Below are 22,538 nucleotides of genomic sequence, written 5' to 3'. Positions count from 1 at the left end.
CATTCACCATATTTATTATTTAATTCCCTTTCGTCTATTTATATGATGGATACGTAAAACTATTTGTCGTAGCTATTATTTGCGCATGGACAACTTTTTATAGCAGAGACTCCATTACACTTTAGACATATGGCCAGGACGGCCAAAGTATACAGCGCTAGTGTAAACAGGATTCATATATGCTCTTAAAATCTCCGCTGACCCGTTTTTTGATTTACATCATTATTTGTCTTATTGGCACTTTTCTATTAAATCATTCATCCCGTGTCTTTATTCATCGCATACCGGCGATGGCACCGATTCTCTTTCCGTTGCTTACGATGTTCCTGATGGTCTTCCATACGATGATCGCCGTATTCATGATAATGAAGTACCTTTGCGATAAAAGTTGTTTATACCTGATGGCTATCGCCTGCGGCTTCGTCAGCTCAGCGCTGCTGATGCTGGGCACGCTGAACAGTTACCCTATGTGGTTTCTCTGCGGGTCAACAAACCATATTAATTATAATGACGCATTAATCTTTTATTTTTTCCGTAATATTGGTATGGCAGTCTTATTTATGGCATCGGTGGTGTTATATGCGTTTAAATCACGAAATATGCATAGTCCACGTAATCACACCCTTATATTATGTGCGATTGTTATTTTTTCCATTACGATACTGATGTTGTCATGGTTTTACTCCAGCCATGACCCGTTATTAAGCGTTACGCTAGTAGATAATAAAACACATCGGTATAGTGAAATATGGATTGATTATGTTCACTGGGTCTTATTAATAATATGGTGCGTAACATTATTAACCTTACTTCTGGTGACAAAACTAAATAATATATTCTGGTATAGCGGCGCATTTTTCTGCGCTTGCTATATTTTCACACTGCTGGTGATGATGAATGGGCAACATACCGCAGGCTACAGTTGGTATCAGGCGCGACTGTTTGAAACCCTCTCCACACTGTTTCTGATCCTGGTGCTGTTTTGCGATGTGTTCACGCTGTACCGCCAGTCGAACACCAAGTACCTGAACTCGTACCAGAACTCCATCCGTGATCCATTAACGCAGCTGTACAATCGCAGCTATTTTTATGACGCCTTCACGGCGCTGTTACCCGCCATTTCCCTGGGTCAACCGGTGTCCGTTATCGTTAGTGACCTCGACCACTTCAAACGCATCAACGATAAGTATGGCCACCTACAGGGCGACAAGGTTATCCAATTTGTCGCCCGAGTGTTGCAAGATTCGGTGCGTCAAAATGACATCGCGGCGCGTATCGGCGGCGAAGAGTTTGCCCTGCTCTTAGCCAACGCCTCCCCCGAAGAGGCGCATACCATTGCCGAGCGTATTCGTCTGACTATTAGCCAACATGATATCGAAAGCAGCCACGAACAGTTGCCGGAGGCAATAACTATCAGCATGGGAGTCTACACTGCCCGCAACCTGTCAGTCCCCATTGAGGAGTGCGTACGGCGGGCAGATGAAGCGATGTATCGCGCCAAAACGGCGGGCCGAAATCGGGTTGAGGTTTGGCAATAAGCGAAAAAAACCCGCGATAATCGCGGGTTTTTCAGTTTCAATCGCGAGATTGTAACTCAATGATGTTCTGTTCCAGTTTGCGGATGAGCGAGGTCAACATCTCCAGCTCCTCGGCGGAAATTCCCGCCAGAATATCGCCACGGGTGTGACTGATAACCGCCTCCATTTCCTGAATCAGAGGCTCCGCTTTCTCAGTTAACTTAATGCGTTTAGCACGACGATCGTTCGCACAGGTCTGGCGGGAAATTAACCCCTTATGTTCCAGTTGGTCTAGCGTACGTACCAGAGACGGTTGCTCAATGCCGATCGCTTTAGCCAGTTGAATTTGCGACTGCTCAGGGGGTAGCTGATGAATATTATGCAGCGTAACCCAATGCGTTTGCGTCAGTTCCAGAGGCTTGAGGCGATGGTCAATCAGAGCACGCCAAATGCGCACCAACCGTGCCAGATCAGAACCTAATGGCGATTCCAATTTCATCTCCTTATAATTAGCTTGCTAAGTTATTATACTGATTTTAGAATAGTGTGCAGCATTTAAATTAGCAAAACAAATGAATTGCCACGTGCACGAAAATCGAATCCATGGGTTACACTGTTACAAATGATGTGAATTTATGTCAATTTACGACACAATAGCGCTTTATAACATATTAATTAAAAAGGATTTTTGCTTGTGAAGTCGATTCTCCACATTCCTGGATTACCGCTACAAGATCTTGTCGTCGGTGCATCAATTTATTTTCCCCCACTTTTTAAAGCGGTTCTGCTCGGTTTCCTTTTTTGGCTAGTCATCCACCGCGTACTGCGTGACTGGATGTACGCAGGCGACATCTGGCATCCCCTGCTGATGGATCTCTCTTTCTTTGCCCTTTCAGTCTGCCTTGCGCTGATGCTGTTGGTATGGTGGTAATATTATTCAATGAAAAAACTTAAATATTTCTCGACGCTGCTCATCACTGCGCTCGCTATTATTACCGTCTGGCTCGTCTGGAACTACTATATGCAATCGCCGTGGACGCGCGATGGTAAAATTCGTGCTGAGCAGGTTGATATTACCCCACAAGTTTCAGGGACTATTTTGGCGCTTCATGTTAAGGACAACCAATTCGTTAAAGCCGGAGAAGTACTCTTTAACATTGATCCCACACCCTGGCGCATTGCAGTGATGAATGCAGAAGCTAAACAGGTTAAAGCACAATCAGACTTGTCTCGCGCCAGCCATGAAGTCGCACGCCGTCGAGGCTTATCGCAAAATTATATCTCTGCCGAAGATCTCGATACCGTCACTATGGCGCAGAAAGCCGCACAGGCCAATTTTGATGCTGCACAGGCTGAGCTACAACATGCTCGCTGGCAGTTGGCGCAAACCGAAGTCAAAGCGCCGGTTGATGGCTGGGTGACAAATCTCACCACTCGCGTGGGTAACTACGCCACCACTGGCCGCCCGGTTTTTGCCCTGATTGACAGCCATTCTTTCTATGTTGTCGGCTATTTTGAAGAGACAAAACTGCGCCATATCCGCGAAGGTGACCGCGCTGATATTGTTTTATACAGCGATGACAAAAAGTTACAGGGTCACGTTTCCAGTATTGGACGTGCGATCCACGACCAGAGTTTAGCGACCGATGGCACGCTGGTTGCCGACATTAAACCAACCATTCCCTGGGTCCGTCTGGCACAACGCGTGCCTGTGCGTATTGAATTCGATGCTTTACCGGCCCACACCGTGCTCGTCGCCGGGACAACCTGCACCGTATCCATCGTCGGTGGACAGCAATGACCTTCCCCGCCTTAACCTGGCAGTCACTGCCGTGGGTTAAAGCGACCGTGCCGCAGTGGCGCTACGCGTTGCGTAATGCGATTGCCATGTGTCTGGCGCTCTGCATCGCCTATTGGCTGAACCTCGACGAACCTTATTGGGCGATGACTTCCGCCGCAGTCGTCAGCTTCCCGACGGTCGGTGGGGTTATCAGTAAAAGCCTGGGGCGTGTCGCCGGGAGTTTAATGGGAGCCTGCGCAGCGTTGCTGATAGCCGGATACACGCTAACCGACCCGTGGCTGTTTTTATTAGCCATGTCGGGCTGGTTGGCGCTCTGTACCTGGGCAAGCGCGATGTATACCAACAACGTCGCCTACGCGTTCCAGCTCGCGGGCTACACCTGCGCCATCATCGCCTTTCCTATTATTAACGTGGTGGAAGCCACTAAATTATGGGAAATCGCCCAGGCTCGCGTGTGCGAGGTGATGGTCGGGATTCTGTGCGGCGGCCTGATGATGATGATTCTGCCTAGTACCTCCGACGGCAGCGCGCTGCTCACCGCACTGAAGAATATGCATTCGCGCCTGCTGGAGCACGCCAGCCTGCTGTGGCAGCCGGTCACCACCGATGCCATTCGCAGCGCGCACCAAAGCGTTATCAGCCAAATTCTAACCATGAATCTGCTGCGTATTCAGGCATTCTGGAGCCACTACCGGCTGCGTCGCCAAAACACGCTGCTCAACTATTTGCTCCACCAACAGCTACGCCTGACCAGCGTGATTTCAAGCCTGCGCCGCCTGATGATGAACTGGCCCAATGCGCCAGAAACCATTCGCCCGGTGCTGGAACAGTTGCTGCAAGCACTGGCGCGCAGCGATTGCGATGCTTACACGGTGGCTCGGATTATCGCCCCGCTAGCACCAGGCGACCCACAGGACTATCGGCATCACGCATTTTGGCATCGTCTGCGTTATTTTTGCCGCCTGTATCTCACCACCAGCCGGTGGCTGAACCGGCTGGAAAACGCCACTGCGGTTACGGAATTTACTGTTCCGGCAGCACCGGCGTTAATGCGCCATACCGATCACGCTGAGGCGGTGTGGAGCGGTATTCGTACCTTTTTTGCTTTGCTGTGCGTCGGCGCGTTAAGCATCAGCACGCAGTGGGAGTCCGGCACGGCGGCGTTAACGCTGGCGGCAATTTGTTGTGTGCTGTACGCCAACGTTCCCTCGCCGTTTAGCTCGTTAACGTTATTGATGCGCACGCTGGCGCTGCTGTCTATTTTCAGCTTTGGTGTCAAATTTGGCCTGATGGTGCAAATCAGCGAGCTGTGGCAATTTATTCTGTTTCTGTTCCCGCTACTGCTCACCATGCAGTTGCTCAAACTGCAAATACCCAAACAGGCGCGGCTCTGGGGTTCATTGATTGTCTTTATGGGCTCGTTTATCGCGGTGACAAATCCACCGGTGTATAACTTTGCCAATTTTCTCAATGATAATCTGGCGAAAATGATCGGCGTCGGGCTAGCATGGCTGGCCTTTGCGGTACTCACCCCCGGCTCTGACGCGCGCAAAAGCCGCCGTCACATTAAGGCGTTACGCCGTCACTTTGTTGACCAGTTAAGCCGTCACCCGGACAACAGTGAGCACGAATTTGAATCCCTGGTTTATCATCATGTTAGCCAACTGAGTACCAGCCAGGATGAGCTGGCGCGACGTTGGCTACTTCGTTGGGGCGTGGTGTTGCTCAACTGTTCACATGTGGTGTGGCAACTACGTGCCTGGGAGACGCGCTCAGACCCGCTGTCGCAGGTGCGTGATATCTGTATTGGCCTGCTGCGTGACGTGATGAGTGAACGCGGGGTGCAACAGCGCCCGCTCGCCACCACCTTGCAGGAGCTACAACGAATTTGCGATACCCTTTCACATCACCATCAGCCAGCCGCGCGTGAACTGGCCTCACTACTCTGGCGCTTATACTGCTCGCTATCGCAACTGGAAGCGGCTCCAACACCGGGAACCTTGACCGAACAAACGGCATAAGAAAGGCGATGCAGACGGTTTGCCCGTCTGCATCGTCGCGATTACGGTACGTCGTAACCCAGCGCCGCTTTACGAATGCGGAACCACTGTTGGCGCGTCATATCAAGAGACTGCGCGACAATCGCCGAGCGGACACGCTCAATTTTACCGGAGCCAATAATAGGCAACGGCTTCGATGGCAGACGCATCACCCACGCATAAACCACCTGTTCAATGCTGCTGGCGTTCAATTCATTCGCCACTTGCGCTAACTCATCGCGCAGCGGTTGGAATTCGCCGTCATTAAACAGACGACCGCCGCCCAGGCACGACCAGGCCATAGGGTGAATACGCAGTTGCTGAAGCTGATCCAGCGTACCATCCAGCAGCGTTGGCTGGTGAATAGGCGAAATTTCGACCTGGTTTGTTGCCAGCGTAAACGGCAGACGCGACTGCAACAGCGCAAACTGTGCGGGCGTGAAGTTAGACACACCGAAGTGACGCACTTTGCCGCTCTGGTGCAGCGAGAGGAACGCCTGTGCCACTTCATCGGCATCCATCAACGGATCGGGGCGGTGAATCAACAGCAGGTCGATAACATCGGTCGCCAGATTACGCAGCGACTGCTCGGCGCTGTTAATAATGTGGGTGCTGTCGGTAATATAGTGCCCTAAAGCGTGCTCCGGTTTCGCCGTGGTGGCGATACCACATTTGGTGACAATTTCCATCCGCTCGCGCAGATGCGGAGCCAGTTTGAGCGCCTCGCCAAACGCCGCTTCACACTGGTAGCCGCCGTAGATATCCGCATGGTCAACGGTAGTGACGCCGAGATCCAAATGCTCCTCAATAAAGCTCACCAACTGGCGCGCAGACATATTCCAGTCCATCAGACGCCAGTAACCCATCACGAAACGTGAAAATTCTGGCCCTTTCGGTGCCAGGGTAATACGTTGAACCATCACCACATCCTCAAGAAAAGTTTGGCATTGAGTATACGCACATTTGTGCTTAAAACAGTGAGGGCTGCTGAGGATCTTCAGCTACAGATGATTTACCCGCGCGTAATTTGCGCAACAAGCGTTGACGGCACAATCGCAGCACCTCCTGCTTTTGCGCATCGCTCATATTTTGCCAGTTAAAGCGCTCGTCCCGGCTACGAAAGCAGCCACGGCAAAAACCACGCTCATCAGACTGGCAAATCCCCCGGCACGGACTTTGAACCGGGAAAAACTCCAGTTGCTCCGCCACGTTAGCCCCCTTTTCTGCTCGTCATACTCTCATTGAAGACGCTTGTGGCGCTGGGCGCAACTTTTCTCTTTTCCAGCCGGTGGCTGTCGATATGCGCAAAAAAAATTTGCATTAGACCAATCGGTCTATTACAGTTCTGCCCATGAGCAAATCTATTGAACATGATACCCGTGAACACATCCTGGCGACCGGCGAGCGTCTTTGTATGCATCGTGGTTTTACTGGGATGGGGCTAAGCGAACTCCTGAAAACGGCAGAAGTCCCGAAGGGATCGTTTTATCACTATTTCCGTTCAAAAGAGGCGTTTGGTGTTGCGATGCTGGAACGGCACTTTGCTGACTATCATCAACGCCTTGCGCAGCATTTTACGCAAGGCGCTGGCAACTACCGCGACCGCCTGCTGGATTACTACCAGCACACGCTCAACCAGTTTTGCCAGCAGGGATTAATTAGCGGTTGTTTAACCGTCAAACTCTCTGCCGAGGTGTGCGACCTTTCCGAAGATATGCGCACTGAAATGAACAAAGGCGCTACGCAGATTATGGTTCTGCTGGCGCAAGCGCTGGAGAATGGCCGCCGTGAAGGCTGCCTGACTTTCAGCGGTGAAGCCGACACCACCGCGCAGGTGCTTTACTCGCTATGGTTAGGCGCGAATCTGCAAGCGAAAATCTCGCGCAGCTCCGCACCGCTGGAAAGCGCACTGACTCACGTCAGAAATCTGATTGCCGCGCCGAACTAACATCGGCGTTTTAATTTCGCAAATTACTAGACGACCGGTCTACTCAGGAGTCACCATGTCGCAAGAAAAACTGTTTACCCCACTGAAAGTCGGTGCGATTACCGCCCCAAACCGCGTATTTATGGCCCCGTTGACGCGTCTGCGCAGCATCGTTCCGGGGGATATCCCTACTCCGCTGATGGCAGAATATTACCGCCAGCGCGCCAGTGCCGGGCTTATCATTTCTGAAGCCACCCAGATTTCCGCGCAAGCAAAAGGCTATCAGGGTGCGCCTGGCCTGCACAGCCCAGAACAAATTGCCGCGTGGCAGAGAATCACAGCAGGTGTTCATGCGGAAAACGGCCGCATTGCCGTTCAACTGTGGCACACCGGACGTATTTCGCACAGCAGCTTGCAGCCAAACGGTGAAGCGCCGGTTGCGCCATCTGCGCTGAGCGCCAATACCCGCACCTCACTGCGTGACGAAAACGGCCATGCGATTCGCGTCGATACCTCCATGCCACGTGCACTGGAAACCGACGAAATCCCGGGTATCGTTAACGATTTCCGCCAGGCGATTGCTAACGCCCGTGAGGCTGGGTTTGATCTGGTTGAGCTGCACTCGGCTCACGGCTACCTGCTGCACCAGTTCCTGTCCCCTTCTTCTAACCATCGTACCGACCAGTACGGCGGCAGCGTAGAAAACCGCGCGCGCCTGGTGCTGGAAGTGGTTGATGCAGGGATTAAAGAATGGGGCGCCGACCGTATCGGTATTCGCGTTTCACCTATTGGTAGCTTCCAGAACGTCGATAACGGCCCGAACGAAGAAGCCGACGCGCTGTATCTGATTGAGCAACTGGGCAAACGTGGTATCGCGTATCTGCACATGTCTGAACCCGACTGGGCTGGCGGCGAGCCGTACAGCGATGCGTTCCGCGAAAAAGTTCGTGCTCGTTTCCACGGCCCAATTATTGGTGCTGGTGCATACACACCGGAAAAAGCAGAAGAATTGATTGAAAAAGGGTTAATCGATGCCGTCGCTTTTGGTCGCGCTTACATCGCCAACCCAGATCTGGTGGCGCGTCTTCAGCACAAAGCCGAACTGAACCCACAGCGCCCGGAAAGCTTCTATGGCGGTGACGCCGAAGGTTATACCGATTACCCTACGCTGTGATCCTACGTTGATAGCGGCGGTCTTCCGCCGCTATACTAAACCGACCACTCATAAATAGGACGAGGGATATCATGCGTTTACTGCATACCATGCTGCGCGTCGGCGACCTGCAACGCTCCATTGATTTTTACACCAAAGTACTGGGCATGAAGCTGTTGCGCACCAGCGAAAATACCGAATACAAATATTCGCTGGCGTTTGTCGGCTACGGCGACGAAAGCGACGAAGCGGTTATTGAGCTGACCTATAACTGGGGTGTGGATAAATACGACCTCGGCACGGCATACGGCCACATTGCGCTGAGCGTGGATAACGCCGCCGAAGCCTGCGAACGTATTCGTCACAACGGTGGCAACGTCACCCGTGAAGCTGGCCCGGTAAAAGGCGGCACAACGGTTATCGCCTTCGTTGAAGATCCCGATGGCTACAAAATCGAGCTGATCGAAGAAAAAGATGCCGGCAAAGGCCTCGGCAACTGATCGTCTGCGGGTGCGCCAGCGCCCGCATTTTTCTCCCGCCTTTCCAAGCCGAGGCAAAATTTGCCATAATGCGCGCTACTTTTTCCAGGTGTAAGAGATTCTGATGTCCGACAATGCGCAACTTAATGGTCTATGCGACCGTTTTCGTGGGTTCTATCCTGTGGTTATTGATGTTGAAACCGCCGGATTCAATGCCAAAACGGATGCTTTGCTTGAAATAGCAGCAATCACGTTGAAAATGGATGAGCAAGGCTGGCTGATGCCGGACAACACCTTACATTTCCACGTGGAGCCATTTGAAGGGGCGAATCTCCAGCCGGAAGCGCTGGCGTTTAACGGTATCGACCCTGAAAACCCGCTGCGTGGCGCAGTTAGCGAATACGACGCCCTGCACGCTATCTTTAAAATGGTACGCAAAGGGATTAAAGACAGCGATTGCAACCGCGCCATTATGGTGGCGCACAACGCCACCTTCGACCACAGCTTTATGATGGCGGCCGCCGAACGTGCCTCGCTCAAGCGTAACCCGTTCCACCCGTTTGTCACCTTCGACACCGCCGCACTTAGCGGGCTGGCGTTAGGGCAAACCGTGCTGTCGAAAGCCTGCGCCGCCGCAGGCATGGACTTTGACAGCACCCAGGCGCATGGCGCGCTGTACGACACCCAGCAAACTGCGATTCTGTTTTGTGAAATCGTCAACCGCTGGAAGCGTCTCGGCGGCTGGCCGCTGCCAATGGCGGCGGAATAACGCGATAAAAAAAGCGACCCTGAAGGTCGCTTTTTTGTTTCTACCGTAGCCTGACGATTATTCCGCTTTCGGCTCTTCGCTGTTGTACTTCGCAGCGGTTTCTTTGATCAGTTGTTGCAATTCACCGCGCTGATACATTTCAATCACGATGTCACAACCGCCGACCAGCTCACCATCTACCCACAACTGTGGGAAGGTCGGCCAGTTAGCGTATTTCGGCAATTCTGCGCGGATATCTGGGTTTTGCAGGATGTCTACATAAGCAAAACGCTCGCCACAGGCAGACAGCGCCTGAACCGCCTGCGCGGAAAAACCGCAGCTTGGCAGTTTCGGGGAACCTTTCATGTACAGCAGGATTGGGTTCTCAGCGATCTGGCGCTGAATTTTTTCAATTGTCTCGCTCATTATCTTGCTTCCTCAAACTTCTCTTTACGACAGTAGTCCGACATTGTAGCGTTTCAGACCCTGAACAGAAAATAACATTTTGTTCACGCTTTACTATTTTATCGCCTGTCGCGTTAAGTTGCTTTATAAATATGTCTTTATCGCTCACGCGCGCTAAATATTGCTCATTTTTTGATTCAATATGTATCAAGTTATGTTTTTTTTTGCAGTTGTTAACGAAACAACGTTTTAGATACAAAAACGCGCTTAACATTTCGTGTTTTTATGGATTAGAATCGTTGGGTTTTGTAAACCATACTCAGGCATAGACTTTAAAGCCTGCATACTCAGAGGGTTATTCAGTGGCGCAGATTAAAAAATGGTCGTTCACGCTCTGTGCATTGCTGTTTACATCGTTATCCTTTACGCCGTTGGCTCATGCCACAGGGCATACCAAAACGCCCACGGCGCAAAAATCGCTTCCTGTAAAAGGCAGCGAACGTAAGAAAAAGAATACGGTCAGCAAATCTAACACCAAGAAAAAAGCAACGACCCCGGTCTCTAAAAAAGCAGCCTCTACCCCGCGCAAAGCCGCCGTTAAGTCTACGGCTAAAGTCAGCAAGAAAAGTAGTTCGCTGAAAACCGCCAACGTGATAACAACCTGCAAGACCCGCAAAGGCCACAAAAAAATCTGCACTACCAGCCCAGCAGAAGCCAAAACCACCACCATTGCTCAGGCGCACAAAGTTCGCGTGCAGAAGGCACAAAAAACGGCGATGAATAAGCTGATGGGACAACTGGGTAAACCGTATCGCTGGGGGGGAAACTCACCGCGTACCGGTTTCGATTGCAGCGGTCTTGTGTACTACGCCTATAAAGATCTGGTGAATATCCGCATTCCACGCACCGCAAACGAAATGTATCACCTGCGCGATGCACGTCCGGTTGACCGTGGTGAGCTGGAAAGTGGTGATTTAGTATTCTTCCGCACTCGTGGTCGCGGTACTGCCGATCACGTTGGCGTGTACGTTGGCAACGGCAAGTTCATCCAGTCGCCACGTACCGGCCGTGATATTCAAATCACCTCACTAAGCGAAGACTACTGGGTTCGCCACTACGTTGGCGCGCGTCGCGTGGTTACGCCGAAGACCATTCGTTAATCACTTACCCCGTTTGTTAATAAACGGGGTAAGCTTATCTTTTATCTCACCTTTTAATTTGCTACCCTGTCCTTACTCAGTACAAGGTTATTGAGTAAACAAACTATAAGAAGGAGAGTAGCAATGTCGTTCGAATTACCTGCATTACCGTATGCCAAAGACGCTCTGGTTCCACATATTTCCGTGGAAACGCTGGAGTACCACTATGGTAAACATCACCAGACTTACGTCACCAACCTGAATAACCTGATCAAAGGCACTGCCTTTGAAGGTAAAACACTGGAAGAGATCGTTCGTACATCTGAAGGTGGCGTGTTCAATAACGCCGCTCAGGTCTGGAACCACACGTTCTACTGGAACTGCCTGGCTCCGAACGCCGGTGGTGAACCGACTGGCGCAGTCGCTGAAGCCATTAACCGCTCATTTGGTAGCTTCGCGGAATTTAAAGCGCAGTTTACTGATGCCGCAGTGAAAAACTTCGGCGCAGGCTGGACGTGGTTGGTGAAAAAAGCAGACGGCTCTCTGGCTATCGTATCGACGTCCAATGCGGCAACTCCGCTGACGACCGATGCTAAACCGCTGCTGACCGTTGATGTGTGGGAACATGCTTACTACATCGACTACCGCAATGCGCGCCCTAACTATCTGGAGCACTTCTGGGCTCTGGTTAACTGGGCGTTTGTGGCCGAGAACTTAGCGGCATAAGAAATGACGCAGAAGGGAATCCCCTTCTGCGTTTTTTATTAACTGACGAGCGCTTCTTCACCGCGAGAACGGCTGCTAAAGAACACAACCAGCAGAGCTAAACCAGCGACAATCGCCCCCATCACCGGCACAAAACTGTAACCCAGGCCGCCTGAAATCACCGCCCCACCGGCCACAGCCCCCAACGCGTTACCCAGGTTAAATGCCCCGATATTGACCGATGACGACAGCCCCGGCGCTTCGCTGGCAACGCGCATCACACGCATCTGTAACGGTGGTACAACCGCAAAGGTCGCTGCGCCCCAAATCACCATACTCACCGCCGCACCAATTTCGGTACGTGCGAGGAATGGGATCGCCAGCATGATAAGCATCAGCAGCAGCAAGAAGCCTTTCAACGTGCCGCTCACCGAACGGTCGGCAAATTTGCCGCCAAGATAGTTACCGATGGAGAAACCAACGCCAATCAACACCAGCATCAGCGTGATAAAGCCGGATGACGCGTCGGTTATCGTGTGCAGCACCGGAGAAATATAGGTATAGAGGGTAAACATTGCCCCTGCGCCCAGAACGGTGGTTAACAGCGCCGAAAGCACCTGCGGGCGCACCAGCACCGCCAATTCACGTTTAACATCCGGTTTTTCACCCGCGCCGCCTTTCGGCAGTGACAGCCACAGGCTAATCATCGCAATCACGCCCAACCCCGCCGTTGCCAAAAACGACATACGCCAGCCAATAGTTTCGCCAAGCCAGGTCGCCGCCGGAACGCCGCCGATATTGGCGATAGTCAGCCCCATAAACATGGTCGCGACCGCGCTGGCCTGTTTGTGTTTGGGCACTACGCTTGCCGCCACTACCGAACCTAAACCAAAGAATGCGCCGTGGTTAAGGCTGGTAATAATGCGCGATAACATCAATGTGGTGTAATCCGGCGACAGCGCCGAGAGCACATTACCGAGGGTAAATATCGCCATCAGGAAGATAAGCGCATTGCGTCGCCCACGGTGCGATAACAGCAGCGTCATCAACGGAGCACCCACCATCACCCCAACCGCATAAGCGCTGATCAACATTCCCGCAACGGGAATTGAGACATCCACACCCTTCGCAATTACCGGCAAAAGGCCCATCGGGGAGAACTCGGTAGTGCCAATGCCAAAAGCCCCAATGGCGAGCGCCAATAATGGGAAATTAATTTTCATGCCATAACTCCGGTTAGCCGCATCGAGAGTGCGACATCAATATGATGTTAAAAGCATGACATTAATCACAGAAAAGCAGAAGCGTACAAAATAGCAAAAGATTATTGCTTATTTGCTAACAATCGGATGATGAGGGAGCGGCAGCCCCCTCACAGGGGAATTAATGCAGGATGGCAGTGAACGCTGCGGCGACAATCAGCGCAAGCGTTACAACGGTAGTAGAGAGCGACAGCTTAAGTTCGGTACTCATCAATTTTTCTCCTTTTTATTGCTACAGCAAAACTGACCTTACTCATTTTTGCACAGTTAATCATAAAAATCTTCACAGATTTAGCAGGATGTTTGTTTTTGCTCTTCCACTTTGCGTCAAGATAGGCCAAAATTCGACGCTTATTTAAAAGCGTACCGGCCATTGACCCCCTCCTGTCGTCCTGTATCGTTTTCCCGGCGAATCGCAATTCACAAATTGCGCCAGGGTGTGTGAAGGCAAACGTTTTCCTTTCGATTTTTTCAGGGGCAGGCCAGGGTCTGGAGTGAGATGGAATGGCAACTATTAAAGATGTAGCGAAGCGCGCAAACGTTTCCACTACAACCGTATCACATGTAATTAACAAAACGCGTTTTGTCGCCGAGGAAACGCGTGAAGCGGTCTGGGCGGCGATTAAAGAGTTGCACTACTCGCCAAGCGCCGTTGCCCGTAGCCTGAAGGTTAATCACACCAAATCCATTGGTTTGTTAGCCACCAGCAGCGAAGCGGCCTACTTTGCCGAAATTATCGAAGCCGTTGAGAAAAACTGCTTCGAAAAAGGCTATACGCTGATTCTGGGTAACGCGTGGAACAACCTGGAAAAACAGCGCGCCTATCTGTCGATGATGGCGCAAAAACGCGTAGATGGCCTGTTGGTCATGTGCTCTGAGTATCCAGAGCCTCTGCTGACGATGCTCGAAGAATATCGCCACATCCCAATGGTGGTGATGGACTGGGGCGAAGCCAAAGCCGACTTTACCGATTCGGTAATCGATAACGCCTTTGAAGGCGGCTATATGGCTGGCCGTTATCTGATCGAACGCGGTCATCGCGATATCGGCGTGATCCCAGGGCCGCTGGAGCGCAACACCGGCGCCGGGCGTCTGGCGGGCTTTATGAAAGCGATGGAAGAGGTACAAATCAACGTACCGGCTAACTGGATTGTACAAGGCGATTTTGAGCCAGAATCCGGCTATCGCGCGATGCAGCAAATTTTGTCGCAGCATCCTCGCCCAACCGCTATCTTTTGCGGTGGCGATATCATGGCGATGGGCGCGCTGTGCGCCGCTGACGAAATGGGGCTGCGCGTGCCGCAGGACATTTCGCTGATCGGTTATGATAATGTGCGTAACTCGCGCTTCTTTACCCCAGCGCTGACAACCATTCACCAGCCGAAAGATTCGCTTGGTGAAACAGCCTTCAATATGCTGATGGACAGAATTGTCAGCAAGCGCGAAGAGTCACAGTCGATTGAAGTCCACCCGCGTCTTATCGAGCGTCGCTCGGTTGCCGATGGTCCTTATCGCGATTACCGTCGTTAATCGCTTTTTGCGGATGCCCTACTCGGGCGTCCGCAGCCACTCTTGATTTAACGTTTCACTGTCGCCCAAATATTCCAGCAACCAGCTTAACGCCGGAGAAGCATCGCTTTGCTGCCACGTCAGGCAACAGGCGGCATCCTGGAAAGGGTTTTCCAGCTCCAGCGCGACCCATTCACCGCTTTCCAGCCACGGTTGCGCCACGTGCCCCGGCACCATCGCCACACATAACCCCGCCGAAATACAGGTTTCTGATGATGCCCAATCCGGCACGACCACCCTTTTTTGGTTATCCAGCAGCCAGGTTGTCCGTTTTGGCAACGAGCGCGAGGTATCTTCGCGCACCAACGATGGCCAGTTGCGCAACACATCGTCGCTCAATGGCCCCGTCATTTTCGCCAGCGGATGCGAGCCAGACACCACGCAGTGCCAGTTGAGCATCCCCATATCACGAAAGGCAAAGCGCCCCCCGACAGGAATCGCCTGCGTTGCGCCGATCGCTAACTCCACGCGACCGTCAGCTAATGCATCCCACACGCCGTTGAACACTTCCTGGTACACAATCAGCTCAACGTCGCTGAAATGACGATAGAAATCGACAATCAGTTGCCGGGTGCGCTGTGGCTTGACGATGTTATCCACGGCAATCGCCAACTGCCCGCGCCAACCATTCGCTATCTGCTGGCACTGCTGACGGGTGATCTGCATTTTTTTGATAACAGATCGCCCTTCTTTTAAAAACCATGCTCCGGCTGGCGTCAGTTCAACGTCACGATGGCGACGTTCAAACAGCGGCACAGCAAGCCACTCCTCTAACTGACGTACCGTGTAGCTTACAGCAGAAGGCACACGGTGCAGCTCCTGTGCGGCAGCGCTGAAACTGCCGTTACGCGCAACTGCATCAACCACTTCCAGCGAATATTCAGACCACATTTTCTGCCTGCAAAAATTTTGAATCCATGACTCAAATATTAGCGTTTCACAAGCTCGAATGCACTCTCTACACTCAGCGACTCTGTTCACTAACAATAAAAAGGGCGATTTATGCAACCTGGGAAAGGTTTTTTAGTTTGGCTCGCAGGGCTTAGCGTGCTGGGCTTTCTGGCCACCGATATGTATCTACCTGCATTTGCTGCCATCCAGCAAGACTTACAAACCCCAGCGTCTGCGGTCAGTGCCAGCCTGAGCCTGTTCCTCGCCGGTTTCGCAGTAGCACAACTACTGTGGGGGCCGTTGTCCGACCGCTACGGGCGCAAGCCCATTTTGCTGACGGGGTTAACCATTTTCGCTATCGGCTGTCTGGGGATGCTGTGGGTGCGCGATGGCACTACGCTGCTGGTACTGCGCTTTGTTCAGGCGGTAGGCGTCTGTGCGGCGGCAGTCACCTGGCAGGCGATGGTCACCGATTACTATCCACCGCAGCGCACTAACCGTATTTTCGCCACGATTATGCCGCTGGTCGGGCTGTCTCCGGCACTGGCGCCTCTGCTGGGCAGTTGGTTGCTGGCGCATTTCGACTGGCAGGCGATTTTTGCCACGTTGTTTATCATCACGTTGGTGTTGATGCTGCCTGCCCTGCGCCTGAAACCCGCGCACCACAATGCGACGTCCAGCGAAGAAAAACTGACCTTTATGCGCCTGCTGCGCAGCAAAGATTATCGCGGTAACGTGCTGATCTACGCCGCCTGCTCCGCCAGTTTCTTCGCCTGGCTGACCGGTTCGCCGTTTATTCTGCATGATATGGGCTACAGCCCAACGGTGATTGGCCTGAGCTATGTGCCGCAAACCATCGCGTTCTTAATCGGTGGTTACGGCTGCCGCTCGGCGTTGCAAAAGTGGCAAGGTTCGCAAATGCTGCCGTGGCTGTTGGTGGTGTTTGGTTTAAGCGTCATCGCAACATGGGCCGTTGGCCTGGCGGAAAATGTCTCGCTGACCGCCCTGCTCATTCCGTTCTGCCTGATGGCAACGGTTAACGGCGCTATTTACCCGATTGTGGTCGCCCAGGCGTTGAAGCCATTCCCACAGGCCACCGGGCGCGCGGCAGCGCTGCAAAATACCTTACAGTTGGGGCTGTGCTTCCTGGCAAGCCTTGCCGTCTCTACGCTTATCGCCACACCACTGTTGACCACCACCAGTGTAATGTTAGCGACCGTACTGCTCGCCGGTATTGGCTACAGAATGCAGTTAGCCGCCCGTCGCGCTGAGCGGGAAACGCAACAAACCGCCTCGCACGCTTAAATATCATTGATATCAATGTTATAAAACAGTTAGGACGCTAGGATTTTTTTGTTGAATCAACAAACTTAGCGTCCTATACTGGATTGGCATCACATAATTAATAGCGATTTTATTTATTAAACGAGAGCGGGATGCCTCCGTTTACACCATGGATTGGCTTTCGGTAAGGGATTCTTCCCTTCCTCTGTGCTACGTCAGATAGCAGGCTCACGATTTTTCGTGACATTTCTCACAAACTCAAAAAAGCGTCTACGCTGTTTGAAATTTCTGATCATCAGGTCGGGATGGAGAGGCTATGAGCTCATCGTGTATAGAAGAAGTCAATGTACCGGACGATGACTGGTATCGTATTGTTAGCGAGCTGCTAAACCGGGCAAGCGTTGAAATCAATGGCAACGCGCCTTGCGATATTCAGGTCAAAAATCCGCAGTTTTTCAAACGTGTATTACAAGAAGGTTCGCTAGGCCTTGGCGAAAGTTATATGGACGGTTGGTGGGAATGCGATCGTTTAGATATTTTTTTCGACAAAGTGCTACGCGCCGGATTAGAAAACCAACTCCCACATCATTTCAAAGATACGCTTCGCGTCGCGGGTGCACGGCTATTTAACCTGCAAAGCCGCAAACGCGCCTGGATGGTCGGTAAAGAGCACTACGACCTCGGCAACGATCTTTTTAGCCGCATGCTTGACCCTTATATGCAATATTCCTGCGGCTACTGGAAAGAAGCGCAAACGCTGGAAGAAGCGCAACAAGCCAAGCTTGAGCTTATCTGCCAGAAATTGCAGCTAAAACCCGGAATGAGCGTGCTGGATATCGGCTGTGGCTGGGGGGGTTTAGCGGCGTATATGGCGAAGAACTACGGTGTGAAAGTGATGGGCGTGACCATTTCCGCTGAACAGCAAAAAATGGCGCAAACGCGCTGTGAAGGGCTGGATGTCACTATTTTGCTTCAGGATTATCGCGACCTACACGAACAGTTTGACCGTATCGTCTCCGTCGGGATGTTCGAGCACGTCGGCCCGAAAAACTACGATACCTATTTTGCCGTTGTTGACCGCAATTTAAAACCTGACGGTTTATTCTTACTGCACACTATCGGTTCGAAAAAAACCGACAATAATGTTGATCCGTGGATTAACAAATACATCTTTCCGAATGGCTGTTTGCCTTCCGTTCGCCAGATTGCCAACGCCAGCGAGCCACACTTTGTGATGGAAGACTGGCACAACTTTGGCGCTGATTACGACACAACGCTGATGGCATGGTATTCGCGTTTCCTCGCCTGCTGGCCAGAAATCGCCGACAACTATTCTGAACGATTCAAACGCATGTTCAGTTACTATCTCAACGCCTGCGCGGGTGCTTTTCGGGCGCGAGATATTCAACTGTGGCAGGTGATGTTCTCTCGCGGGGCTGAGCACGGCCTGCGCGTCGCCCGCTAAATGTGCGATTGCCTGCCTCACATTGAGGCAGGCAATATTCATTTTTACTCAGCTACAGCCTGCTTCGCCGCCGCTTCTTTTGCCGCCATCACGCGTTCAACGGTGTCTACTACCGCTTGCGTTTGCGGGTCAATTTCGATATTCACGCGATCGCCCAGGCGTTTTTTGCCAAGCGTCGTGCGCTCCAGCGTTTCTGGAATCAAATGCACACAGAAACGGGTCGCCGTCACTTCGCCAACCGTCAGGCTGATACCGTCAATCCCGATAAAACCTTTGTACAGGATGTATTTCATCAGCGACGGGTCTTGAATTTTAAACCAGATCTGCTTGTTGTTTTCAGAGGTCAGGACTTTTGCCACTTCAGCGGTGGTCATAATATGGCCAGACATTAAATGACCGCCAATTTCATCGCTAAATTTCGCCGCGCGCTCAACGTTAACCTGGTCGCCAACTTTTACATCGCCGAGGTTAGTAATGCGCAGCGTCTCTTTCATCAGGTCAAAGCTAATGTGGTTGCCGTTAATCTCCGTCACGGTTAAACAACAGCCGTTATGAGCAACCGACGCCCCGGTTTCCAGGCCCGCCAGCATGTGTTCCGGCAGAGCGACAACGTGAGTGCGGAAATTTGGTTTTTCATCAATAGACACGATTTCTGCCGTGCCCTGCACAATACCCGTAAACATGCAGTTAACTCCTTTAATAATCTATTTTCGGTACCACTACCGAGTCATCTGCTACGCACAATAACAGTTGATAAAACAGGTTGCCACCTTCGGCGGCCTCCCCCCTCTTTTTTGACTAGATTAATAGCGAATCCTCGCTACAATAACGGGGCAATTCCTCTATTTATTCTTCTTGCTGCCGGTTAAGGCGGCTTTTCTGTCTCCCGTGCTCTATGTACGGCGAGAATAAATAACAACAATACAGGTGTTCTCGTGCAGAAGTACTTTAGCGAAGCGCGTCAATTATTAGCTCTGGCGATCCCCGTCATCCTTGCGCAGGTGGCGCAAACCGCCATGGGGTTTGTCGATACCGTGATGGCGGGCGGCTACAGCGCAACCGATATGGCGGCCGTGGCTATCGGCACATCTATCTGGTTACCGGCCATTCTTTTTGGTCACGGCCTGCTGTTGGCGCTAACCCCAGTTATCGCCCAACTGAACGGCTCCGGTCGCCGAGATCGTATCGCGCAACAGGTGCGCCAGGGCTTCTGGCTGGCAGGTTTTGTCTCGGTGCTTATCATGGTGGTGCTGTGGAATGCAGGCTATATCATCCGTTCAATGCATAACATTGATCCCGCGCTGGCAGACAAAGCCGTTGGCTATCTGCGCGCGCTGCTGTGGGGCGCGCCGGGCTATCTCGGTTTCCAGGTCGCACGTAACCAATGTGAAGGGTTAGCGAAAACAAAACCGGGCATGGTGATGGGGTTTATCGGCCTGCTGGTCAATATTCCGGTTAACTACATTTTTATTTACGGCCATTTTGGAATGCCTGAACTGGGCGGCGTCGGCTGTGGTGTAGCAACCGCATCCGTTTATTGGGTCATGCTGTTCAGTATGCTCTACTACGTGCGCCATGCCGGTTCCATGCGTGATATTCGCAACGACACTCGCTTTACGCGTCCTGATAAGGTCATTCTTAAGCGCCTTATTACGCTGGGCTTACCTATCGCGCTGGCGCTATTTTTTGAAGTGACATTATTTGCCGTCGTTGCGCTGCTGGTTTCGCCTCTGGGGATTGTCGATGTCGCCGGTCACCAGATTGCGTTGAACTTCAGCTCGTTAATGTTTGTATTGCCAATGTCGCTGGCGGCGGCGGTGACAATCCGCGTGGGCTTCCGTTTAGGCCAGGGTTCCACCGCGAATGCGCGAATTTCTGCGCGTACGGGGCTGGCCGTTGGCATTTGCATGGCAATGTGTACGGCGATTTTTACCTCGCTGATGCGCACCCACATCGCGCTGTTGTATAACGACAACCCAGAAGTGGTCACGCTGGCTGCCCAGCTTATGCTGCTGGCTGCGCTGTACCAGATTTCTGATTCGATTCAGGTAATCGGCAGCGGCATTCTGCGTGGCTATAAAGATACCCGGTCAATTTTCTTTATCACCTTCACTGCCTACTGGGTGCTGGGCCTGCCGTGCGGTTACGTACTGGCATTGACCGACCTGGTGGTTGAGCGGATGGGGCCTGCGGGCTTCTGGTGGGGCTTTATTATTGGCCTGACTTCCGCCGCTGTTTTGATGATGCTAAGAATGCGCTTCCTCCAGCGCCAGCCGGATACCCTTATCCTTCAGCGAGCGTCGCGCTAAGTAAAAAAACCGCCTTCGGGCGGTTTTTTTACACCTTAATCATTCCTCAGTGATGCAGCATTTCATCAACGACCTGTTTTTCACTCAACTGGTACGGATAGTAAGTCGGCCAGTTATCCATTTCTGCAAGTAAGGCGTCTTGCGATTTATTGCCCATAAACAGGTGGAAATGTGCCGATTTACGCGGCGCAATCGTATGGTCACTGAACTGGACGTATTTCGGTGCGGCGCTGTTCGCCTCATCACATTCAAACAGATAACGCACGCCCTTCTTCCCGGAGGCATAGGTGAGTATTTTATGTCCGGCATAACGGTATTTGCAGGCACTGACTTTATCGCCAACGTGAAACTCCATCACGCCATTTTCAATGCCAATGGTGTCAATGTCCGTCGCATAGCCTTTGCGGTAATAGGCTTTAATTTCCTCGAATGTTTTGTGCGGGTCTTTTTCTGCCTTTTGGCGAAATACTGGGTCAAGTGCGCCAGACAACAGAGCGCCGTTGACCGATTGCCACATCCCATCCCAATCTTCCAGCGTGCGGTCTTTCACTGCGCTGTCATCAAAAATCCCCTCTGCCGCTTTTTGTTCCATTTCACTCAGCGGCTTGCCGTGAGCATGATGCGCATGAGAGAGCGCCTGGCTGCTAGCCAGCAAAGCCCCTAACATGAAGGCGATTTTTCCCAAATGTGTCACTGCCGTTCCTCCTGTCACCCATAAATACATAATGTTATAACATAACACTTTATTCTTCAACACAGATACGCGAAGAAGCGCCAGGCAAATTATCTTCATGTCAGTTGTGCGAAATGAAACATCGTGAAATGCCCGCCAGACGCGGAGTTTTGTTAAACCGCAGAAAAATGCATCAGAGATGGGTAAAACTTCTCCAGTCGCGTGAAATCACACATTTTCCACTTGCCACAGGCAGTTACTGTCGCTAATATTCGTCCCCGTTGTCACTGCAACATGCGTTCGTAGCTCAGTTGGTTAGAGCACCACCTTGACATGGTGGGGGTCGTTGGTTCGAGTCCAATCGAACGCACCATTATGCGTTTATAGCTCAGTTGGTTAGAGCACCACCTTGACATGGTGGGGGTCGTTGGTTCGAGTCCAATTAAACGCACCATTATGCGTCCGTAGCTCAGTTGGTTAGAGCACCACCTTGACATGGTGGGGGTCGTTGGTTCGAGTCCAATTAAACGCACCATTATGCGTCCGTAGCTCAGTTGGTTAGAGCACCACCTTGACATGGTGGGGGTCGGTGGTTCGAGTCCACTCGGACGCACCATATCATCTTGATGATCTGGTGCACTTCTTTCTGTACCTTTCTTTTTTAAATTTACCCGTAAAAATTCCGATAACAGTTTGTAGCCACGACATGGCTCATGCTGACGTATTACATTGATAAGCGTGGAAGTTCTGGCGAGATTGACTACGCCAGCCGCACCGCTGGCGTCATCGTATTCTTTTATTTCACCAACGGCTGTTTTTTCTCAACGTCTTTCAGGCCGCCTTCGTTAATCGCATTTTTGTAGCCCAACTTCTGCAATAACGTTTCGGCTTTGCCAGACTGATTGCCGGTGTTGCAGTACAAATACAGCGTGTCGTTTTTATCCTGCGTCACTTCGCCAATCCGCTGTTCTAACTGCTTTAACGGAATATTCACCGCGCCCTGAACATGGCTCTGCTGGTATTGATCCGGCGTGCGGACGTCAATCCAGTGCTCTGCCGCCCACGTGGCCGTAGAGGCCATAAATACCACACCCGCGAGGATCGTGTTTTTTAACAACCGAGTTTTTAAAGACATTATCATTCCTCTTCTTTTAAGTTCGGGTCGTATTATA

The 22,538-nt window shown here is 51.8% G+C and carries 25 protein-coding genes and 4 tRNA genes; 18 read left to right on the top strand and 11 right to left on the bottom strand.

What is annotated here, in order from left to right:
• Window positions 1-179: 179 nt before the first annotated feature.
• On the top strand, window positions 180-1,538 hold the full coding sequence (locus AC6I4B_RS11510) for a sensor domain-containing diguanylate cyclase (protein ID WP_497771794.1): 1,359 nt from the start codon (window positions 180-182) through the stop codon (window positions 1,536-1,538).
• Window positions 1,539-1,575: 37 nt separating this feature from the next.
• Here the strand turns inward: AC6I4B_RS11510 and slyA are convergent, their stop codons facing one another.
• Window positions 1,576-2,016, bottom strand: coding sequence for a transcriptional regulator SlyA (slyA, locus tag AC6I4B_RS11505; protein WP_497771792.1), 441 nt, complete (start codon window positions 2,014-2,016; stop codon window positions 1,576-1,578).
• 195 nt (window positions 2,017-2,211) lie between these two features.
• Here slyA and AC6I4B_RS11500 point away from each other — a divergent pair, with 195 nt between their 5' ends.
• The 3 genes from AC6I4B_RS11500 to AC6I4B_RS11490 are packed head-to-tail and all read left to right on the top strand — an operon-like array spanning window position 2,212 to window position 5,339.
• Window positions 2,212-2,448, top strand: a complete 237-nt coding sequence (locus AC6I4B_RS11500; RefSeq protein WP_497771790.1) for a DUF1656 domain-containing protein — start codon at window positions 2,212-2,214, stop codon at window positions 2,446-2,448.
• Between the two features lie 9 nt (window positions 2,449-2,457).
• Window positions 2,458-3,318 carry an efflux RND transporter periplasmic adaptor subunit gene (locus AC6I4B_RS11495; protein WP_497771788.1) on the top strand — a complete coding sequence of 287 codons (861 nt, stop codon included), beginning with the start codon at window positions 2,458-2,460 and terminating at the stop codon, window positions 3,316-3,318.
• Window positions 3,315-5,339: an FUSC family protein gene (locus AC6I4B_RS11490; RefSeq protein WP_497771786.1), complete on the top strand. Its 2,025-nt coding sequence runs from the start codon at window positions 3,315-3,317 to the stop codon at window positions 5,337-5,339. Before AC6I4B_RS11495 ends, AC6I4B_RS11490 begins: the two co-directional genes overlap by 4 nt.
• Window positions 5,340-5,380: 41 nt before the next feature.
• Here the strand turns inward: AC6I4B_RS11490 and AC6I4B_RS11485 are convergent, their stop codons facing one another.
• On the bottom strand, window positions 5,381-6,277 hold the full coding sequence (locus AC6I4B_RS11485; protein WP_497771784.1) for an aldo/keto reductase: 897 nt from the start codon (window positions 6,275-6,277) through the stop codon (window positions 5,381-5,383).
• Window positions 6,278-6,326: 49 nt separating this feature from the next.
• A complete protein-coding gene (locus tag AC6I4B_RS11480) occupies window positions 6,327-6,566 on the bottom strand; it encodes a DUF1289 domain-containing protein (protein WP_497771783.1) in 240 nt (79 codons plus the stop codon).
• Between the two features lie 142 nt (window positions 6,567-6,708).
• Between AC6I4B_RS11480 and AC6I4B_RS11475 the strand changes: the two genes are divergently transcribed.
• From AC6I4B_RS11475 to rnt, 4 genes are all read left to right on the top strand, one after another.
• Entirely contained in the window at window positions 6,709-7,305 is a 597-nt protein-coding gene (locus AC6I4B_RS11475; protein ID WP_497771781.1) for a TetR/AcrR family transcriptional regulator, read from the top strand.
• Window positions 7,306-7,360: 55 nt separating this feature from the next.
• Window positions 7,361-8,458: an alkene reductase gene (locus tag AC6I4B_RS11470; protein ID WP_497771780.1), complete on the top strand. Its 1,098-nt coding sequence runs from the start codon at window positions 7,361-7,363 to the stop codon at window positions 8,456-8,458.
• Between the two features lie 71 nt (window positions 8,459-8,529).
• Window positions 8,530-8,937: a lactoylglutathione lyase gene (gene gloA, locus AC6I4B_RS11465; protein ID WP_497771778.1), complete on the top strand. Its 408-nt coding sequence runs from the start codon at window positions 8,530-8,532 to the stop codon at window positions 8,935-8,937.
• Window positions 8,938-9,040: 103 nt separating this feature from the next.
• The gene (gene rnt, locus AC6I4B_RS11460) at window positions 9,041-9,685 is read left to right on the top strand and encodes a ribonuclease T (protein WP_497771776.1); all 645 of its coding nucleotides are present in this window, start codon (window positions 9,041-9,043) and stop codon (window positions 9,683-9,685) included.
• A gap of 57 nt (window positions 9,686-9,742) precedes the next feature.
• Here rnt and grxD read toward each other — a convergent pair whose 3' ends face one another.
• Window positions 9,743-10,090, bottom strand: a complete 348-nt coding sequence (grxD, locus tag AC6I4B_RS11455; protein ID WP_497771775.1) for a monothiol glutaredoxin 4 — start codon at window positions 10,088-10,090, stop codon at window positions 9,743-9,745.
• 341 nt (window positions 10,091-10,431) lie between these two features.
• Here grxD and AC6I4B_RS11450 point away from each other — a divergent pair, with 341 nt between their 5' ends.
• Both AC6I4B_RS11450 and sodB read left to right on the top strand, forming a co-directional pair.
• Window positions 10,432-11,229, top strand: coding sequence for a C40 family peptidase (locus AC6I4B_RS11450; RefSeq protein ID WP_497771773.1), 798 nt, complete (start codon window positions 10,432-10,434; stop codon window positions 11,227-11,229).
• A gap of 123 nt (window positions 11,230-11,352) precedes the next feature.
• Window positions 11,353-11,934, top strand: a complete 582-nt coding sequence (gene sodB, locus AC6I4B_RS11445) for a superoxide dismutase [Fe] (protein ID WP_497771771.1) — start codon at window positions 11,353-11,355, stop codon at window positions 11,932-11,934.
• Window positions 11,935-11,972: 38 nt separating this feature from the next.
• Here sodB and AC6I4B_RS11440 read toward each other — a convergent pair whose 3' ends face one another.
• The 3 genes from AC6I4B_RS11440 to AC6I4B_RS11430 form a co-directional block, all read right to left on the bottom strand.
• Window positions 11,973-13,136, bottom strand: a complete 1,164-nt coding sequence (locus AC6I4B_RS11440) for an MFS transporter (RefSeq protein WP_497771769.1) — start codon at window positions 13,134-13,136, stop codon at window positions 11,973-11,975.
• Between the two features lie 160 nt (window positions 13,137-13,296).
• Window positions 13,297-13,386, bottom strand: coding sequence for a cytochrome bd-I oxidase subunit CydH (cydH, locus tag AC6I4B_RS11435; RefSeq protein WP_497771767.1), 90 nt, complete (start codon window positions 13,384-13,386; stop codon window positions 13,297-13,299).
• On the bottom strand, window positions 13,370-13,549 hold the full coding sequence (locus AC6I4B_RS11430; protein WP_497771765.1) for a hypothetical protein: 180 nt from the start codon (window positions 13,547-13,549) through the stop codon (window positions 13,370-13,372). Before AC6I4B_RS11430 ends, cydH begins: the two co-directional genes overlap by 17 nt.
• Window positions 13,550-13,679: 130 nt before the next feature.
• On the opposite strand from AC6I4B_RS11430, the gene purR reads away from it, so the two are divergent.
• Complete coding sequence (gene purR, locus AC6I4B_RS11425) at window positions 13,680-14,705, top strand: HTH-type transcriptional repressor PurR (protein ID WP_497771764.1); 1,026 nt, start codon at window positions 13,680-13,682, stop codon at window positions 14,703-14,705.
• A gap of 18 nt (window positions 14,706-14,723) precedes the next feature.
• On the opposite strand, the gene punR is transcribed toward purR, so the two are convergent.
• Window positions 14,724-15,635 carry a DNA-binding transcriptional activator PunR gene (punR, locus tag AC6I4B_RS11420; protein WP_497771762.1) on the bottom strand — a complete coding sequence of 304 codons (912 nt, stop codon included), beginning with the start codon at window positions 15,633-15,635 and terminating at the stop codon, window positions 14,724-14,726.
• A 111-nt stretch (window positions 15,636-15,746) separates the two neighbouring features.
• On the opposite strand from punR, the gene punC reads away from it, so the two are divergent.
• Both punC and cfa read left to right on the top strand, forming a co-directional pair.
• Entirely contained in the window at window positions 15,747-16,940 is a 1,194-nt protein-coding gene (gene punC / locus AC6I4B_RS11415; RefSeq protein ID WP_497771761.1) for a purine nucleoside transporter PunC, read from the top strand.
• 295 nt (window positions 16,941-17,235) lie between these two features.
• Entirely contained in the window at window positions 17,236-18,384 is a 1,149-nt protein-coding gene (cfa, locus tag AC6I4B_RS11410; protein WP_497771759.1) for a cyclopropane fatty acyl phospholipid synthase, read from the top strand.
• Window positions 18,385-18,428: 44 nt separating this feature from the next.
• Here cfa and AC6I4B_RS11405 read toward each other — a convergent pair whose 3' ends face one another.
• Complete coding sequence (locus tag AC6I4B_RS11405; protein ID WP_497771758.1) at window positions 18,429-19,067, bottom strand: riboflavin synthase subunit alpha; 639 nt, start codon at window positions 19,065-19,067, stop codon at window positions 18,429-18,431.
• A 252-nt stretch (window positions 19,068-19,319) separates the two neighbouring features.
• On the opposite strand from AC6I4B_RS11405, the gene mdtK reads away from it, so the two are divergent.
• Window positions 19,320-20,693 (top strand): MdtK family multidrug efflux MATE transporter, encoded by a 1,374-nt coding sequence (gene mdtK / locus AC6I4B_RS11400; RefSeq protein WP_497771757.1) that lies wholly within the window; start codon window positions 19,320-19,322, stop codon window positions 20,691-20,693.
• Window positions 20,694-20,739: 46 nt separating this feature from the next.
• Here mdtK and zinT read toward each other — a convergent pair whose 3' ends face one another.
• The gene (gene zinT, locus AC6I4B_RS11395; protein ID WP_497771755.1) at window positions 20,740-21,417 is read right to left on the bottom strand and encodes a metal-binding protein ZinT; all 678 of its coding nucleotides are present in this window, start codon (window positions 21,415-21,417) and stop codon (window positions 20,740-20,742) included.
• Window positions 21,418-21,662: 245 nt separating this feature from the next.
• On the opposite strand from zinT, the gene AC6I4B_RS11390 reads away from it, so the two are divergent.
• From AC6I4B_RS11390 to AC6I4B_RS11375, 4 genes are all read left to right on the top strand, one after another.
• Window positions 21,663-21,739: transfer RNA gene (locus tag AC6I4B_RS11390), tRNA-Val, on the top strand.
• Between the two features lie 4 nt (window positions 21,740-21,743).
• Window positions 21,744-21,820: transfer RNA gene (locus AC6I4B_RS11385), tRNA-Val, on the top strand.
• A 4-nt stretch (window positions 21,821-21,824) separates the two neighbouring features.
• Window positions 21,825-21,901 (top strand) — tRNA-Val (locus AC6I4B_RS11380).
• A gap of 4 nt (window positions 21,902-21,905) precedes the next feature.
• Window positions 21,906-21,982: transfer RNA gene (locus tag AC6I4B_RS11375), tRNA-Val, on the top strand.
• A gap of 180 nt (window positions 21,983-22,162) precedes the next feature.
• Here the strand turns inward: AC6I4B_RS11375 and pspE are convergent.
• Entirely contained in the window at window positions 22,163-22,501 is a 339-nt protein-coding gene (pspE, locus tag AC6I4B_RS11370; protein WP_497771753.1) for a thiosulfate sulfurtransferase PspE, read from the bottom strand.
• Window positions 22,502-22,538 lie beyond the last annotated feature (37 nt).

Source organism: Kluyvera fluvialis (assembly GCF_059725275.1).
Note: the sequence above shows the minus strand (reverse complement) of the source record. Positions and strands in the feature narration are given on the sequence as shown.

Bases quoted from the DNA above. Each gene is read 5' to 3' on its own strand.
- AC6I4B_RS11510 (WP_497771794.1), top strand. From the start codon at position 180: ATGCTCTTAAAATCTCCGCTGACCCGTTTTTTGATTTACATCATTATT.
- slyA (WP_497771792.1), bottom strand. From the start codon at position 2,016: ATGAAATTGGAATCGCCATTAGGTTCTGATCTGGCACGGTTGGTGCGC.
- AC6I4B_RS11495 (WP_497771788.1), top strand. From the start codon at position 2,458: ATGAAAAAACTTAAATATTTCTCGACGCTGCTCATCACTGCGCTCGCT.
- AC6I4B_RS11490 (WP_497771786.1), top strand. From the start codon at position 3,315: ATGACCTTCCCCGCCTTAACCTGGCAGTCACTGCCGTGGGTTAAAGCG.
- AC6I4B_RS11485 (WP_497771784.1), bottom strand. From the start codon at position 6,277: ATGGTTCAACGTATTACCCTGGCACCGAAAGGGCCAGAATTTTCACGT.
- AC6I4B_RS11475 (WP_497771781.1), top strand. From the start codon at position 6,709: ATGAGCAAATCTATTGAACATGATACCCGTGAACACATCCTGGCGACC.
- AC6I4B_RS11470 (WP_497771780.1), top strand. From the start codon at position 7,361: ATGTCGCAAGAAAAACTGTTTACCCCACTGAAAGTCGGTGCGATTACC.
- gloA (WP_497771778.1), top strand. From the start codon at position 8,530: ATGCGTTTACTGCATACCATGCTGCGCGTCGGCGACCTGCAACGCTCC.
- rnt (WP_497771776.1), top strand. From the start codon at position 9,041: ATGTCCGACAATGCGCAACTTAATGGTCTATGCGACCGTTTTCGTGGG.
- grxD (WP_497771775.1), bottom strand. From the start codon at position 10,090: ATGAGCGAGACAATTGAAAAAATTCAGCGCCAGATCGCTGAGAACCCA.
- sodB (WP_497771771.1), top strand. From the start codon at position 11,353: ATGTCGTTCGAATTACCTGCATTACCGTATGCCAAAGACGCTCTGGTT.
- AC6I4B_RS11440 (WP_497771769.1), bottom strand. From the start codon at position 13,136: ATGAAAATTAATTTCCCATTATTGGCGCTCGCCATTGGGGCTTTTGGC.
- cydH (WP_497771767.1), bottom strand. From the start codon at position 13,386: ATGAGTACCGAACTTAAGCTGTCGCTCTCTACTACCGTTGTAACGCTT.
- AC6I4B_RS11430 (WP_497771765.1), bottom strand. From the start codon at position 13,549: ATGGCCGGTACGCTTTTAAATAAGCGTCGAATTTTGGCCTATCTTGAC.
- purR (WP_497771764.1), top strand. From the start codon at position 13,680: ATGGCAACTATTAAAGATGTAGCGAAGCGCGCAAACGTTTCCACTACA.
- punR (WP_497771762.1), bottom strand. From the start codon at position 15,635: ATGTGGTCTGAATATTCGCTGGAAGTGGTTGATGCAGTTGCGCGTAAC.
- punC (WP_497771761.1), top strand. From the start codon at position 15,747: ATGCAACCTGGGAAAGGTTTTTTAGTTTGGCTCGCAGGGCTTAGCGTG.
- cfa (WP_497771759.1), top strand. From the start codon at position 17,236: ATGAGCTCATCGTGTATAGAAGAAGTCAATGTACCGGACGATGACTGG.
- AC6I4B_RS11405 (WP_497771758.1), bottom strand. From the start codon at position 19,067: ATGTTTACGGGTATTGTGCAGGGCACGGCAGAAATCGTGTCTATTGAT.
- zinT (WP_497771755.1), bottom strand. From the start codon at position 21,417: ATGTATTTATGGGTGACAGGAGGAACGGCAGTGACACATTTGGGAAAA.
- pspE (WP_497771753.1), bottom strand. From the start codon at position 22,501: ATGTCTTTAAAAACTCGGTTGTTAAAAAACACGATCCTCGCGGGTGTG.